This is a genomic window from Enterococcus songbeiensis (genome assembly GCF_005405265.1).
GTDB classification, from domain to species: domain Bacteria; phylum Bacillota; class Bacilli; order Lactobacillales; family Enterococcaceae; genus Enterococcus_C; species Enterococcus_C songbeiensis.
In genome coordinates, this window is record NZ_BJDS01000008.1 from 25,473 (window position 1) to 39,879 (window position 14,407).

Sequence of the window (14,407 nt, forward strand, 5' to 3'; positions counted from 1 at the left end):
ACTTTATTAACCGGTAAATGCTAGGAGGTACGATATGCTTAACTTGAAAGCATATACAAACGGAAACTATTATTTTATTGAATGCTCAGAATTTAATTTCCAAGATCTCAGAATCTCTAGAAATAACGAGGTAGAATATTTTGAAAAAATAGGAACAGATAAATGGAGAATTTCTTTATATTCTATTGCTAAGTTGTTAAAAAAAGATCAAGAAGACCGTGCATATATTTATTATGGAAAAGAAAATAAGCAAATTTCTATGGAGAATTTCGCTTTTAAATCTAATTCAAAATCCCTAATGACCGAATTTGAACATCAAAAACTATTTTTATATGTTACATATGATAAGTTTATTCGTTTTATTTGGAATCAGGTACCTTCATCTAAATCATATTATAAGAAAAGTCAGGTAAACTCAATATCTATAATAAACGATGACAAAATTAAGATGGAACTTGAAGTTTTCACGCAGACTTTTTCTCTTAACTCAATTGATTTCATTCTTTCGAATAGAAAGGAACTCTTAAAAACTAAAATAAGAGTTTTTACAAAAAATACTATCCAAACGGTGTCTGGTGAATATAAGAATCTTTTTGAGGTTGTTTTTTCGCCATCAGAAATTTTCCCCGAACTTTCTAATTTTTTTGATTACGATAACTATGACCTATCAGTTTTCGATTACTGGATTAATATACAGATAATAGAGCATGATCTCACGACTTATGATTTTAGATTGTTTGGTCCAAATAATTTACCCGAGACGTCTTGGTTGCAATATACGAATACAGATATGATTGCGATAAATTGGTATAAAACTTCTTTGGGAAATTTATCAAATAGGATGAGTGTCCTTCATAAAAAAGAATTTAATCTTTTTGAAAAAATTAAAGATAATAAACATAGTATGAATAAGAAACCAATTGTGATTATTTTTGAATATCCATCTAAAGCTCAAGATAATGGAATGCTTTTTTTTAAATACATGATGGAGCAACAGAATCACTTTGAGGTGTATTATCTAATTTCAAAAAATTCAAAAGACTTAGAAAATCTAATGAAATTCAAGAAAAATATAGTGTTTTACAAAAGTTTACAACATGTAGAACTTTTCTTTAAAGCAGATTTCTTTGTCCATACCCATACACCAAATTATGTTCTACCGGTGATTACGACTGAAACATTAAAGAAATTAACTTTCGCGAAGAAAATTTTTCTACAACATGGTATTACAGGAGTCAGAGACATAGAGTACCTATATGGTAAAAAAAGTAATCCCAATCTAATTGATAAATTTTTAGTATCTTCTAAAAGAGAATTTACAATAGTAAGAGATGAGCTGTTTTATTCTGAAGAGGATATTGAGATTACTGGATTTGCACGATTTGATGCACTTTTAAAAGGAAATAATAAAGTTAAGAGATATTTAATACGAAAAAAAATTCTAATAATGCCTACTTGGAGAAAGGGCAAAGAAACTCTGTCAGATCAAGAATTCATGGAAACATCTTTTTATAAGCATTTTAATGAACTGATTAATGACCCAATTCTTAGAGAAGCTAAATATAAGAATAATCTAAGTATCAGTTTTTACCTCCACCATAATTTTCAAAGATATACGCATCTATTTAAATCTAATTTTGTTAATATTATTTATGAGGGATCATGTACGGTGCAACATCTATTAAAGAATCATGGTGTTCTTATTACAGACTATTCGAGTGTAGGATTAGATTTTGTTATTCTTAAAAAAAGCGTTATTTATTATCAATTTATTGAGGAATTTAACGAACAACGTGAATTAGAAAAAAAAGAAACATTTCTACCAGGACCCATAATTCAAGATAAAAAATCGCTTATTGACTTAGCTTTAGAAAAAACACGAAATAATAGTATCGATAAAAAACTGGAAAAATATGTAAGAGAAAATATTTATACATTCAACGATAAAAAAGCCTGTAAAAGAATATTTACTGTTTTAAAAAATTATGAAAATTAATAACCTGTTCCCCTCCTCCAAACTTTCGTGTATAATAGTACAAGCTAGTACTACGAAAGTAAGGAGGAGTTGTTTTTGTCTAAACAACATCCAGAGGAAGAATCATTTAAAGATAAGATATTAAATTCTCTGAATAATTCAGATTCAAGTAATACTACCGGCGCTTTAAAGGATGCCGAGAAGGAAAAAATCATGGCCCAAAATAAAGATCAGCAAGATCAATCAGAATCAGTGGGATCTAGAAGAAGCAAACCTGCTGGCTCTTCAAAAAAGCCTACGCCAAAAAAGGCAAAGAAAACAGAAAATAAAATAGAAAAAAATATAGTTGATAGTAAAGATCCAAGCGATGTCAAACAGCGTAAGGTGATGCGGCGCAAAGAAGACCGAATTGTTAATAAAATCGTTACGGTCGTTGTGCTAGCGTTATTAGTGATTGGCGGAATATTGGTATTCTCCGTTTATCGGTATGTGTCAGCCAGTTTACGACCATTAGACCCGGATAGTTCTGAAAAAATTTCCGTAGAGATTCCAAGTGGATCCTCCAATAAAGCAATTGGAGAAATTTTAGAGGACAAAGATGTTATTAAAAGTGGTATGGTGTTTAATTATTATACGAAATTTAATAATTTGACAGGATTTCAGGCAGGTAGCTATCAATTCTCACCAGATATGACATTAGATGACATCGGTGAAGCTTTGCAGCAAGGTGGCGCAGGATCGGCTGGTGTCGATGCAAAATTAGCAATTCCAGAAGGATATGACATTGAGCAAATCGGTGATGCTATTGCCAAAGCAACGAAAATCAAAAAAGAAGAATTCATTGCCTTGATGAAAGATCAAGCTTTCTTTGATGAACTGCATAAAAAATATCCAGATCTTTTGGATAGTGCGGCAAAAGCGGAAAATGTTCGCTATCGACTGGAAGGTTATTTATTCCCAGCAACCTATGATTATTTCAAAGGAACGTCACTTAAAGAGATGGTTACGCAAATGGTTGATAAATCAAATGCGGTACTGACTCCGTATTTTGAAACAATCAAAGAAAAAGATATGACGGTGCAAGAAGTACTGACGTTAGCTTCACTTGTTGAAAAAGAAGGAGAAAAAGAAGCGGATCGTAAAAATATTGCACAAGTATTCTTCAATCGGTTAGCTACGGATATGCCACTGCAATCAGATATCTCTATTCTTTACGCAATTGGTGAACATAAAGAAGTCGTAACGATTGCCGAAACACAAACGGATTCACCGTATAACCTTTATATTAACACTGGATACGGTCCGGGACCTTTTGACAGCCCAAGCGAACAATCGATTGAAGCAGTTTTGGAACCAACAGCAAATAATTACTATTATTTCGTTGCAGACATTGATACGAAGGAAGTTTATTTCGCTGAAACCTATGAAGAACACATGGAATTAGTAGAGAAATATGTAAATAATTAATCAATTATGTTATTTACATTTAGCAGAAAGCATGGTAATCTTTTGTGGACTTATTCGCAAAAGATTACCTTTTGCGATTTTTTTAGATGAAGCAAAGGAGATTATTAATATGGTAGAAAAAGTATATCCTATGACAGCAGAAGGAAAAGAAAAATTAGAACAAGAATTAGAAGAATTGAAAACGGTCAAACGTGGCGAAATTATTGAACGAATTAAAATCGCCCGTGGCTTTGGCGATTTATCCGAAAACTCGGAATATGAATCAGCAAAAGATGAACAGGCTTTCGTTGAAGGTCGGATCACAACATTAGAGAATATGATTCGTTTTGCACAGATTATTGATAACCAAGGTGTTGATAAAGATGAAGTTTCCCTTGGAAAAACTGTTAAATTTATTGAATTACCAGATGGAGAAGAAGAAGAATATACAATCGTCGGCAGTGCTGAGGCAGATCCATTTTCTGGAAAGATTTCAAATGATTCTCCAATCGCTCAAGCGTTGATTGGCAAAAAAGTCAATGATGAAGTAACGATTGCTACACCTGGTGGAGATATGTTAGTAAAAATCGTTGAAGTGGCTCAAACAAAATAGTCATTGCAGAAGCTGGGAGAGCAAAAGATGCTGTTCCAGCTTTTTTAAGAGACAGGTTTGTTTCAGACTACAGACCGATTTTATTTTGTTAAGAATGCGATATGATAAGATAGAATTAAGAATGGGGGTGGATAGATGAATAATCCATGGCGTTTTTTCATTGTAGTTGAGGCATTGTTGTTTATTTTTGCGATTTGGCAGATTATAAGCAATCCACCGCTATTGATCCTGCTTATAATTGGTATTTTCTTCCTTTACACAGCCTATAAGCGCAAGCAAAAAACCAATGCAAATAATTTTTTATTAGTTATTGGCTGTCTGGCGATTTTTATCAGTTTATTAAACAGTCCTGCTTTGTGGGTTATGGTAGTATTTGCGGTGATCTTTATCGGCCTAAAAGGTTTTGAAATTTCCGGAATTGACTTGACGAAAAATGCTTTTTGGCGAAAAAAACAAATGATCATTGTTGAAACAGATCAACCACGGAGTCATCGTCAAGAAAAAATCAAGCAACAATGGGTAGGCAATGAACGAATTGGTAATCAAGTGTATGAGTGGGATGATATCAACATCAATATCCTATCAGGTGATACCATCGTTGATTTAGGCAATACGATATTACCTAAAAAAGACAATACTGTTCTGATCCGTAAAGGATTTGGTCGTACGCGAGTTCTGGTTCCTTCAGGTGTGGGTGTGATGCTGGAGCATGCAACATTTATAGGTGAAGTGAACTTTGAAGGGGAAAAGACCGCATTAAAAAATGAAAGCCTAAAAGTCTACAGTGAAGATTATGATGAGAGTACCAGACGAATCAAGGTCATTACAAACACCTTATTTGGTGATATTGAGGTGATCCGTGTATGATCGCAAAAATTACCAAAGGAATGTTGGCTCTATATATTGGAATCACTGCTTTTTTGATTCAAATGCTACTGTACTTTTCTTTTTTGTATGCCAGCGGGCAGAGCAACTGGTGGGCGCTGACCTTTCAAACAAAAATTTTTTACATCCCGATAATCTTTTACATCCTCACGATTTCGGTGGGTATCGGGTTGCTTGCCTATCTACTAATCAGTGTCTTTCGTAAAAGGTTCTATAGTGGAATTGAAGAGAAACTACGCTTGTTAGCAGGCGGCAATTATGAAAGTACTATTTTTTCGGAAGCTATTCCCCATTCAAAAGAAAATCGGTATATTCAAGAAATTGATGCGGACATTACGAAGGTTTCGGAAAAGATGAAAGAAATGTCTTCTGAGCTGCAACTTTTGAACAGCCGTCCGCAGCTGGTTGATGGGCAGACGAAAGAAGAGATTTTAGAGGTAGAACGGCATCGATTGGCCCGTGAGTTGCACGACTCCGTTTCGCAACAGCTTTTTGCTGCCATGATGATGATGTCGGCACTGAATGAACAGGCAGAAAAAACGCAAGCGCCTGAAAATCAGCGAAAACAGTTAGCGTTGGTCACCGATATTATCAACGCCTCACAATCAGAAATGCGGGCGCTATTGTTGCACTTGCGTCCGATAACCTTAGAGGGTAAAAGTTTACGTCAAGGAATCGAGCAATTATTAAAAGAGCTGCAAACAAAAATAAAAATTTCATTGAAATGGGAAATTGAAGATATTCCGTTATCAGCGGCGATTGAAGATCAATTATTCCGTGTTATTCAAGAATTACTGTCAAATACGTTGCGACATGCAAAAGCTGATGAGTTGGAAGTTTATTTGCATCAAGTGGACCAAAATGTCTTGCTGCGGGTGCTTGATGATGGTGTTGGCTTTGACGCCAGCAATCAAAAAGCCGGGAGTTATGGTTTGATGAATATCCGTGAGCGGGTCAATGGTGTTGGTGGTACGGTGAAAATTATTAGTTTTAAAGGACAGGGAACGAGTATTGAGATAAAGATTCCGCTGTTGAAGGAGGTTATTGAAAATGATACGAGTATTGCTCGTGGATGATCACGAGATGGTTCGTTTGGGCGTTTCTTCTTATCTATCGATTCAAGATGATATTGAAGTCGTTGGTGAAGCAGAAAATGGCGAAATCGGTTATGAAAAAGCGATGGAATTACGCCCAGATGTCATCTTGATGGATTTGGTCATGGACGTGATGGATGGAATCGAATCCACAAAAGCTATTTTAAAAGATTGGCCGGAAGCCAAAATTATTATTGTGACAAGTTTTATCGATGATGAAAAAGTTTATCCGGCAATTGAAGCTGGTGCAGCCGGCTATATGTTGAAGACCTCGACAGCTCATGAAATTGCGGATGCGATTCGTGCTACACAACGGGGGGAACGAGTGCTTGAACCAGAAGTGACTACCAAGATGATGGAACGGCTGACTCGTCGCACACCTATTCTGCATGAGGATCTTACCAATCGGGAACATGAAATCTTAATGTTGATTTCACAAGGAAAAAGCAATCAAGAAATCGCAGATGAATTATTTATTACGCTGAAAACGGTCAAAACACACGTATCCAATATTTTATCGAAATTAGAAGTGGAAGACCGGACGCAAGCAGCGATTTATGCGTTTAAACATGGGTTAGTGAAATAAAAAAGGACCTCTCCGTAGTCAGATGGAGAGGTCTTTGTTATACTGGTAATGTTAATAAAGGCGTTTACAAGGAGAAGAAAATGAAACAAAATTATGCAATTATTGGTTTAGGAAGATTTGGCGGTAGTATCTGTCGAACATTGATTGAAGCTGGACAAGAGGTTTTAGCTATTGATACCAGCGAAGATCGGGTGAATGAATATATGAATATTGCTACTCATGCGGTTGTTGGGAATGCGCAGGATGAAATGACTTTAAAGTCGTTGGGGATTCGCAATTTTGACCATGTAATCGTGGCGATTGGCGAAGATATTCAGGCGAGTATTTTGGTTACCTTGATGGTTAAAGAGATGGGTGTACCGGATGTTCTTGCTAAGGCACAAAACGAGTATCACGCGCGAGTGTTGGAGAAAATCGGGGCAGATCGAGTTGTCCATCCAGAGCGGGATATGGGAATCAGAATCGCCCACAATCTAGTTTCAAAAAATATTTTGGATTATGTTGAGCTGTCTGATGATTATTCATTAGCTGAAATTCGAGTATCCAATCCGAAATTTTTCAATAAAACATTATTAGAGCTAAACTTTAGACAACGGTTTGGTTTAACTGTTGTAGGAATTCGTCGGGTTGGCGGAAAAGTGGTTGTGTCACCAACTGCAGACGAGATCGTTAAGGAAAATGACAATCTTTTAGTGATCGGTGAGACGGGTGACGTCGATATTCTTGATGATAAAATGAATGATTAGAATGGAGCGATAGGTTTGAAATTAGCAGTTACCGAAAAAGCAATTGAATGGTTCAAAAAGGAACTTGTAGTGGATAATGGAATGGGTGTACGCTTTTACGGAAAGGTCTATGGAAAAACGCAGGTTCATGAAGGATTTTCTGTCGGAATGGCTGTGGATGTTCCTAGTCAACCAGTAGTAGAAGAAACCATTGATGGTCTTTTATTCTTTATCGATGAAACGGATGAATGGTTTTTTAAAGGATATGATCTAGTGGTGGATTATGATGAAAAACTGGATGAACCGAAGTATGTGTTTGAAAAAAATCATGAAGATGAGCAAAAAAAATAGGCTAATCACTAGCCTATTTTTTAGGATTGAAGAATACATTTTTTATTTATAGGATGTTTTTAAAGGAGTAACGCAATGTTATCAGTAATTGTTCCATGCTACAATGAAGAAAAAAGTATCCCGCTTTTCTTTGAACATATAAATAAAGTTGTGTTGGATTTAGATATGCCAACTGAATACATTTTTGTCAATGACGGCTCTACCGACCGGACCTTAGCGGTGTTGCGTTCCCTTACGACAACCAGTCATGAGAATGTCCGTTATTTGTCGTTTTCTAGAAATTTTGGAAAAGAAGCTGCTTTATATGCAGGTCTATTAGCTTCAAAAGGGGATTATATTACTGTCATGGACGCTGACTTGCAAGATCCACCAGAACTACTGATAGAGATGTTTCAATGCTTAGAAGCTAATAATTTGGACTGTGTGGGGACTCGTCGTTCCAATCGAAGGGGAGAACCCAAAATTCGCAGTTTTTTTTCAAAGCTATTTTATCAGTTAGTCAATAAAATTGGTGATACTCAAATGGTGGATGGCGCTCGGGATTTTCGTCTGATGACCCGTCAAATGGTAGACGCAATTTTAGAATTAACTGAATATAACCGCTTCTCTAAAGGGATTTTTAGTTGGGTGGGATTTGATACCGAGTATATCTCCTATGAAAACCGTGAGCGAGTGGCTGGGAGTACTTCCTGGTCTTTTTGGAAATTATTTAAATATTCGATTGATGGAATTATTAATTTTTCTGATGCACCGCTAAATCTCGCTTCATTTGTCGGCGCTTTTTCATGTTTGGGGTCGGGAATTGCACTAGTGTTCATTATTATTCGGGCATTGTTGTACGGGGATCCAACAAGCGGTTGGCCCTCTATGGTGTCGATTTTTCTTTTCGTTGGTGGCTTGCAGTTGCTTTGCTTAGGTATCATCGGAAAATATATCGGAAAAATCTTTTTAGAGACCAAGAAACGACCGCATTTTATTGTGAAGGAAACGGATGCGGATATTAAAACGAATCAAAAAGACCTGCCAGAAAAGTAAATCTGGCAGTTTTTTTAATACCCTTTTTCCAATGCTACCTCGTTGCGACACAACGTACCATCTTTCACATAGCTTTTAAGGTTTTCCAAAAAGATACCCATAAAAGCTTTTTGAAAATGTGGCGTCATTCCTGCGATATGAGGAGTGATCAAAACATTTGGCAGTTCCCATAGTGGACTGTTGTCTGGTAGTGGTTCTTCTTCAAAGACGTCTAAGGCAGCGAAAGCGATTTCCTTTGTTCCCAAGGCAGCAGTGATTGCGGAAGTATCTACACTTGCCCCACGCCCAACATTGATAAAAGCGGCGGTAGATTGCATCATTTTGAAGAAAGAAGCATTGAATAAATGATAGGTTTCATCTGTTAAAGGAAGAATATTAATGACGAAGTCTGCTTGTTGGATTTGAGTAAACAGATCATTCATTGGAAATGTTTTGTAAAAACCAGTGACTGGATGCCCACTCGTATTGATGCCAAGTGGTTTAGCACCAAGTAGAGATAAGGTTTCAGCAAGTCGTTGTCCAATATGACCCGTACCCAAAATTAAGATCTGTTGCTCTGAAAGATAACCGTAATGGGTTTCAGCAGGATGCCAGCGTTTCTTTTTTTGGTTAGCGACCGCTTGATCAATGCCACGAAGCTTCATAAAAAGCGTTGCCAAAATGTGATCCGTAATCGCTTGTGCGTGAATACCACTGCCATTAGTCACCTGAATTTTATTTTTTTCAAACAGTGTGAGGGGCAAATAATCGACGCCGGCGGAAATCGTTTGAACCCATTTAAGATTTTTTACTGGAAAGAGTTTTTCTTTCCAAGCTTCCGACCAACCAATGGTGACAGCAACTTCATCCCAAGAAAATTCTTCTCCTGGGGTTTTAAATTCATAGGTTGGAGCAATTTCGTGTATCTGTTCAATCAGTTCAGGTTTAAATGGACGTTTGGATAAAATAATTTTAGACATGAAAGTGCCTCCTTTTTTCTAGTCTATCAAATTGGATGAAAAAAAGCATTCTCAAGGACTGCTGAGAATGCTTAAATACTAATTGGTAATTGGGGAAACTGCCTTGACTGCTTGCATATAAATAAATAAACTCGCAATCAACAAAAATGTACTAGAATCAAAGGTAACGAAGATGGAGAAAAGCGCAGCAATGATCGCTGGTAATGTTGCAGAAAAGATCGCAATTTTTAGATTGTCAAAAAATTTCAATGGTAAACGTCTCAGTTTGGAATAAATCGTGGCACCCACTGTAATCATTAAGACTGTCAAAATCAAATCCAAGAAGGTAGGGTACAAGGCAACAAAGAAAGTAACCAGTTGTATCCACCAAGGAATTTGATTTTGTTGGAGAAATGTACGGATACGGCTCCCATCTAATGATTGTAGTGCGTCTTCTTTATAGGAAAGAACCAGCTGATTGTCTCCAAGAAATTGAGTGGTAAAGCCCGAGGAAGGTAAGGCAATAACCAGATTATTTTTCAGCAGACCGATGCTGAGAAAATTACCAATCATATCTGTAGAAATATCATTGGCGCTTCGTTTACCTTCGGGATCAAAGGTAAAAATAATGGAATTTGTTTGATAAATAAAACCTTCCGCTGTTTTTTCAGGAGTCAAGGTACCATTTTGAATCGTAAAATCCGGAATTTTTTCAGCAATGGCCTGTCCATCTTTTTGAACATCATCAATAATCCTTGAAACTTGAAAGGTAATCGGAATTGCGAGAAAGGCGCTTAGAAGAACCAAATAACCGATAATTTTTATAAATGAAATCTTGCGGGCTTCCGCTAAATCTTTAAAGCGAAAAAATGAACTTTTGAATAATTGTAAGACTGTCATCGACAAGCTCCTTTTTTAGACTGTATGGCTTCCAAGCTATTGTAACGAAGCTCTCTGTAGAAAACAAGGGAAAGAAATAAATTAATCGCTAGAGACTAGTCATTTTGTCTCATTTTAGGTATGATAATAAGGAAATATCAAAGGAGCATTGAAATGAAACTTTTTTTTTGGTTTAAAGAACAATTAGTAAAAAGAGGTCTATGGGAAATATTTATTTACCTGTTCTTTGGCGGCTTGGCGACAGTGGTAAATTTTGCTGCCTATTTTATTAGTAAAGATGTATTTCACTTCAATTATTTATATGCTAACAGTATTTCCTGGATTGCAGCGGTTTTATTTGCCTTTGTGACAAACAAGATTTGGGTTTTTCAGTCTAAATCAGAAAATTTCTGGGAATTGATTGTTGAATTTGCAAAATTTATTTTTTATCGTGTCATCTCTTATGGCATGGACATGGGAATGATGTTTCTAATGATTGACGTTTTTCATTCTGGCGATTTTCTAGCCAAATTAGTCACTCAGATATTGGTTGTCATTGCCAATTATGTATTTAGTAAATTGTTTATTTTCAAGAAAAAAATTGTCATCGAGGAAATCGACAAAGAGTAGGCATATTAATTGAAGAAACCTCCTAACTTTGATAGTGTTTACAGTGTAAAGACTATCAATCAGGAGGTTTTTTTCATGACTTACAAATTACCAGAATTACCTTACGGATACGATGCATTGGAACCTTATATCGATGTAGAAACCATGCATTTGCATCATGACAAGCATCACAATACGTATGTAACAAATTTAAATGCAGCGATCGAAAAACATCCCGAATTAGGTGAAAAATCGGTTGAAGAATTGATTTCAGATATGTCTGCAATACCAGAAGATATTAAAACAGCTGTTCGTAATAACGGTGGCGGACATGCAAACCACAGCTTCTTTTGGGAAATCATGGCACCAAATGCTGGTGGCGAACCAACAGGGGCAATCAAAGATGCAATCAATGAAACATTTGGTGATTTTACTTCTTTCAAAAATGAATTCAAAACAGCGGCAACAGGGCGCTTTGGCTCTGGTTGGGCTTGGCTGGTTGCTTCAAATGGCAAAGTAGAAATTACTTCCACACCAAACCAAGATTCTCCATTGATGGAAGGAAAAACCCCACTTTTAGGCTTAGATGTTTGGGAACATGCCTATTATTTAAAATATAAAAATGTTCGTCCAGATTATATTGAAGCATTTTGGAATGTAGTAAACTGGGAAAAAGTAAACGAACATTTTGCAAATGCAAAATAATTCGCTACAATAGATGAAAGGAATTTTTCCTTTCATCTTTTTTATTTGGGGGCAACGCTTATTTTAACCATGCATGAAATACAAACCACGGATGAAGTTTCAACGCTTTTTCCTGTTGTCAAAAAAATTTGGCAAGAATTTTTTACTCCAATTATCGGAGCAGAGCAAGTGCAGTATATGCTGAAGCATTATCAATCGCCAGAAAATATTTGCCAAGAAATCAGCGCGGGGGTCCATTATTTTTCTTTGACGGAGGAGCAGATTGTTGGGTATACCGCGTATGAAATCCGCTCAGATTGCGTGTTTATCAGCAAATTATACATTGACCATGAACATCGGGGAAAAGGACTGATGACGCAGATTTTTGATTGGTACGATCAGTTGGCAGACTCATTAGGACTAAAACTTCAGCTCAAGGTCAATCAAAATAATACAGAGGCATTGGCTGTTTATCAGCATCGCGGATTTACGATTGTTGATGAGTTTTATGGCGATATTGGCGAGGGATTTATCATGAACGATTTCGTCTTAGAAAAATAGTTTGCTACCGCTTACATTTTTTTGTATAATAATTGGGACGAACGTATTCGTTACTAATTTTATTCTTGGAGGCTACACAGAAGATGGAACAAGGAAAAGTAAAATGGTTCAACAATGAAAAAGGATTTGGATTCATTACAACAGAAGCTGGCGATGATATTTTTGTTCATTTTTCAGCAATTCAAGGGGATGGATTCAAATCACTTGAAGAAGGACAAGAAGTTGAATTTTCAATCGTTGAAGGAGCTCGCGGTCCACAAGCAGCGGAAGTAACGAAACTTTAATCTTCAACAAGCAGCTTTCAGGCATCCTGATACGGACGAGAAATCGTCCTTCATTGGGGTGCCTTTTTGATGAACAAAGAGCTTTCTGGCAAAATATTGCTATTTTGATTATTTTTTGTTATCGTAAAGTATCATGAAAAAAAGAGGGAAAACGATGAAACGTGTAATCACTTATGGAACCTTTGATTTGTTGCATTATGGACATATTAATTTATTGAGAAGAGCAAAAGAGCAAGGGGATTATTTAGTTGTTGCTTTGTCTACGGATGAATTCAATTGGGACGAAAAACAAAAGAAATGCTATTTTTCTTATGAAAAACGTAAACAATTGTTGGAAGCAATCCGCTACGTCGATTTGGTTATTCCAGAAGAAGGTTGGAAGCAAAAAGTCGAAGATATCAAACTTTACCATATTGATAAGTTTGTTATGGGAGATGACTGGGCTGGCAAGTTTGACTTCATCCAAGAACAAACAGAAGCAGAAGTTATTTATTTACCCCGAACACCAGAAGTTTCCACCACTCAAATCAAAAATGATTTAAAATTGAAATAGACTAACAGCCGAGAATAGCTCCTCGGCTGTTTATTTGTCAGAGTAATACTTTACGAGAAGAAAAAATATGGTATCATGTACATTGAATTCCTATGACACAATTATGCATGAGAAGGATGAATGAATTGGAAAATACAAACATCAAAGTAAGAAGTACGCTGGTAACAAAAGAGTATGACTTATATAAAAAGAAATCTGATAAAGTAAAAGCGCTGTTCAAATTCTATCATCGCAATGTTCCACGTTTTTGGGCGCTGAAGGGTGTCAGCTTTGAAGTAAAGGCTGGGGAATCAGTTGGGATCATTGGAATCAACGGGTCTGGAAAATCAACCTTATCCAATGTGATTAGCGGCATTATTCCGCCAACTTCCGGAACAATGGAAGTAAATGGGGACACCTCGATTATTGCTATCGGTGCTGGATTAAAGTACCAATTGACGGGATTAGAAAATATTCGCTTAAAAGCGCTGATGTCTGGTATGACCAACAAAGAAATTGACAAAAAAATGAATGAGATCGTGACTTTTGCAGATTTGGGAGATTTTATCAATCAGCCGGTTAAAAGCTATTCAAGTGGGATGAAATCACGACTGGGTTTTGCGATTGCAGTTCACAACGATCCTGATATTTTGATTATTGATGAAGCGTTGTCCGTTGGGGATGAAACCTTCTATCAAAAATGTGTGGATAAAATCGTTGAATTTAAGGAACAAGGAAAAACAATCTTTTTCGTCAGCCACTCTTTGCCACAGGTTGAAAAACTTTGTGATCGAACGATTTGGATGCATTACGGAAGTATGCGGATGTTTGGACCGACAGAAGAAGTGATGAAAGAGTACCGTACATTTATTGACTGGTTTAAGAAACAACCGAAAAAAGAACAAAAAAAATACCAAGATGAACAAAAAGAAGGGCAAAAAGCCTTTACTTTAGCAAAGTTGGCAGAAAATTATAAACAAGACAAGTGGCTGACAGAGCAAAAACTGCCGCAAACGACAGTTGAAAAAAACTTGAAACGTATCCCATTGGGGGATCGAATGAGTGGTCCTACCAAAGCAATTTTAGGTGTCGCCGTATTAGCAACTTGCTTTATGGCGCTCGTCTCCTTTAGCGACAAATCATTGATTTGGTCATTGCAGCATCCTTTGGAAATGTTGCAGCGGGTTTTTAATTAATTACAAAAAATATC

17 protein-coding genes are annotated in these 14,407 nt (G+C 36.5%); 15 read left to right on the top strand and 2 right to left on the bottom strand.

Translation table 11 applies throughout. From position 1 onward, the window contains the following. Positions 1 to 34 precede the first annotated feature (34 nt). The 9 genes from FFM66_RS05310 (at position 35) to FFM66_RS05350 (ending at position 8,710) form a co-directional block, all read left to right on the top strand. Positions 35 to 1,996: a CDP-glycerol glycerophosphotransferase family protein gene (locus FFM66_RS05310; RefSeq protein ID WP_137605235.1), complete on the top strand. Its 1,962-nt coding sequence runs from the start codon at positions 35 to 37 to the stop codon at positions 1,994 to 1,996. 75 nt (positions 1,997 to 2,071) lie between these two features. Next, a complete protein-coding gene (gene mltG, locus FFM66_RS05315) occupies positions 2,072 to 3,442 on the top strand; it encodes an endolytic transglycosylase MltG (protein WP_137605236.1) in 1,371 nt (456 codons plus the stop codon). 109 nt (positions 3,443 to 3,551) lie between these two features. Then, positions 3,552 to 4,034 (top strand): transcription elongation factor GreA, encoded by a 483-nt coding sequence (gene greA, locus FFM66_RS05320; protein ID WP_048604997.1) that lies wholly within the window; start codon positions 3,552 to 3,554, stop codon positions 4,032 to 4,034. A 135-nt stretch (positions 4,035 to 4,169) separates the two neighbouring features. Beyond that, complete coding sequence (liaF, locus tag FFM66_RS05325; protein ID WP_137605237.1) at positions 4,170 to 4,901, top strand: cell wall-active antibiotics response protein LiaF; 732 nt, start codon at positions 4,170 to 4,172, stop codon at positions 4,899 to 4,901. Beyond that, positions 4,898 to 5,995 (top strand): sensor histidine kinase, encoded by a 1,098-nt coding sequence (locus tag FFM66_RS05330; RefSeq protein WP_048604999.1) that lies wholly within the window; start codon positions 4,898 to 4,900, stop codon positions 5,993 to 5,995. Before liaF ends, FFM66_RS05330 begins: the two co-directional genes overlap by 4 nt. Next, the gene (locus FFM66_RS05335) at positions 5,970 to 6,599 is read left to right on the top strand and encodes a response regulator transcription factor (protein ID WP_048605000.1); all 630 of its coding nucleotides are present in this window, start codon (positions 5,970 to 5,972) and stop codon (positions 6,597 to 6,599) included. Before FFM66_RS05330 ends, FFM66_RS05335 begins: the two co-directional genes overlap by 26 nt. Positions 6,600 to 6,679: 80 nt before the next feature. Further along, complete coding sequence (locus tag FFM66_RS05340; RefSeq protein ID WP_048605001.1) at positions 6,680 to 7,345, top strand: potassium channel family protein; 666 nt, start codon at positions 6,680 to 6,682, stop codon at positions 7,343 to 7,345. Positions 7,346 to 7,360: 15 nt separating this feature from the next. Then, positions 7,361 to 7,675 carry a HesB/YadR/YfhF family protein gene (locus FFM66_RS05345; RefSeq protein WP_048605002.1) on the top strand — a complete coding sequence of 105 codons (315 nt, stop codon included), beginning with the start codon at positions 7,361 to 7,363 and terminating at the stop codon, positions 7,673 to 7,675. A 75-nt stretch (positions 7,676 to 7,750) separates the two neighbouring features. After that, on the top strand, positions 7,751 to 8,710 hold the full coding sequence (locus FFM66_RS05350; protein WP_137605238.1) for a glycosyltransferase family 2 protein: 960 nt from the start codon (positions 7,751 to 7,753) through the stop codon (positions 8,708 to 8,710). 14 nt (positions 8,711 to 8,724) lie between these two features. On the opposite strand, the gene FFM66_RS05355 is transcribed toward FFM66_RS05350, so the two are convergent. Next, positions 8,725 to 9,669, bottom strand: a complete 945-nt coding sequence (locus FFM66_RS05355) for a phosphoglycerate dehydrogenase (RefSeq protein ID WP_137605239.1) — start codon at positions 9,667 to 9,669, stop codon at positions 8,725 to 8,727. Positions 9,670 to 9,747: 78 nt separating this feature from the next. Next, entirely contained in the window at positions 9,748 to 10,548 is an 801-nt protein-coding gene (locus FFM66_RS05360; RefSeq protein WP_137605240.1) for a DUF1189 domain-containing protein, read from the bottom strand. 153 nt (positions 10,549 to 10,701) lie between these two features. Here FFM66_RS05360 and FFM66_RS05365 point away from each other — a divergent pair, with 153 nt between their 5' ends. From FFM66_RS05365 to FFM66_RS05390, 6 genes are all read left to right on the top strand, one after another. Then, entirely contained in the window at positions 10,702 to 11,157 is a 456-nt protein-coding gene (locus tag FFM66_RS05365; protein ID WP_137605241.1) for a GtrA family protein, read from the top strand. A gap of 75 nt (positions 11,158 to 11,232) precedes the next feature. Continuing rightward, a complete protein-coding gene (locus FFM66_RS05370) occupies positions 11,233 to 11,841 on the top strand; it encodes a superoxide dismutase (protein WP_137605242.1) in 609 nt (202 codons plus the stop codon). A gap of 69 nt (positions 11,842 to 11,910) precedes the next feature. After that, positions 11,911 to 12,381 (top strand): GNAT family N-acetyltransferase, encoded by a 471-nt coding sequence (locus FFM66_RS05375; RefSeq protein WP_082147281.1) that lies wholly within the window; start codon positions 11,911 to 11,913, stop codon positions 12,379 to 12,381. Positions 12,382 to 12,464: 83 nt separating this feature from the next. Further along, positions 12,465 to 12,665: a cold-shock protein gene (locus FFM66_RS05380; protein ID WP_048605008.1), complete on the top strand. Its 201-nt coding sequence runs from the start codon at positions 12,465 to 12,467 to the stop codon at positions 12,663 to 12,665. Positions 12,666 to 12,819: 154 nt separating this feature from the next. After that, the gene (tagD, locus tag FFM66_RS05385) at positions 12,820 to 13,218 is read left to right on the top strand and encodes a glycerol-3-phosphate cytidylyltransferase (protein ID WP_048605009.1); all 399 of its coding nucleotides are present in this window, start codon (positions 12,820 to 12,822) and stop codon (positions 13,216 to 13,218) included. Between the two features lie 116 nt (positions 13,219 to 13,334). Then, positions 13,335 to 14,393 carry an ABC transporter ATP-binding protein gene (locus FFM66_RS05390; protein WP_048605010.1) on the top strand — a complete coding sequence of 353 codons (1,059 nt, stop codon included), beginning with the start codon at positions 13,335 to 13,337 and terminating at the stop codon, positions 14,391 to 14,393. The last annotated feature ends 14 nt before the right edge of the window (positions 14,394 to 14,407 follow it).

Coding starts and splice junctions, on each gene's coding strand:
- FFM66_RS05310 (WP_137605235.1), top strand. CDS start 35: ATGCTTAACTTGAAAGCATATACAAACGGAAACTATTATTTTATTGAA.
- greA (WP_048604997.1), top strand. CDS start 3,552: ATGGTAGAAAAAGTATATCCTATGACAGCAGAAGGAAAAGAAAAATTA.
- liaF (WP_137605237.1), top strand. CDS start 4,170: ATGAATAATCCATGGCGTTTTTTCATTGTAGTTGAGGCATTGTTGTTT.
- FFM66_RS05330 (WP_048604999.1), top strand. CDS start 4,898: ATGATCGCAAAAATTACCAAAGGAATGTTGGCTCTATATATTGGAATC.
- FFM66_RS05335 (WP_048605000.1), top strand. CDS start 5,970: ATGATACGAGTATTGCTCGTGGATGATCACGAGATGGTTCGTTTGGGC.
- FFM66_RS05340 (WP_048605001.1), top strand. CDS start 6,680: ATGAAACAAAATTATGCAATTATTGGTTTAGGAAGATTTGGCGGTAGT.
- FFM66_RS05350 (WP_137605238.1), top strand. CDS start 7,751: ATGTTATCAGTAATTGTTCCATGCTACAATGAAGAAAAAAGTATCCCG.
- FFM66_RS05355 (WP_137605239.1), bottom strand. CDS start 9,669: ATGTCTAAAATTATTTTATCCAAACGTCCATTTAAACCTGAACTGATT.
- FFM66_RS05360 (WP_137605240.1), bottom strand. CDS start 10,548: ATGACAGTCTTACAATTATTCAAAAGTTCATTTTTTCGCTTTAAAGAT.
- FFM66_RS05365 (WP_137605241.1), top strand. CDS start 10,702: ATGAAACTTTTTTTTTGGTTTAAAGAACAATTAGTAAAAAGAGGTCTA.
- FFM66_RS05370 (WP_137605242.1), top strand. CDS start 11,233: ATGACTTACAAATTACCAGAATTACCTTACGGATACGATGCATTGGAA.
- FFM66_RS05375 (WP_082147281.1), top strand. CDS start 11,911: ATGCATGAAATACAAACCACGGATGAAGTTTCAACGCTTTTTCCTGTT.
- FFM66_RS05380 (WP_048605008.1), top strand. CDS start 12,465: ATGGAACAAGGAAAAGTAAAATGGTTCAACAATGAAAAAGGATTTGGA.
- tagD (WP_048605009.1), top strand. CDS start 12,820: ATGAAACGTGTAATCACTTATGGAACCTTTGATTTGTTGCATTATGGA.
- FFM66_RS05390 (WP_048605010.1), top strand. CDS start 13,335: ATGAATGAATTGGAAAATACAAACATCAAAGTAAGAAGTACGCTGGTA.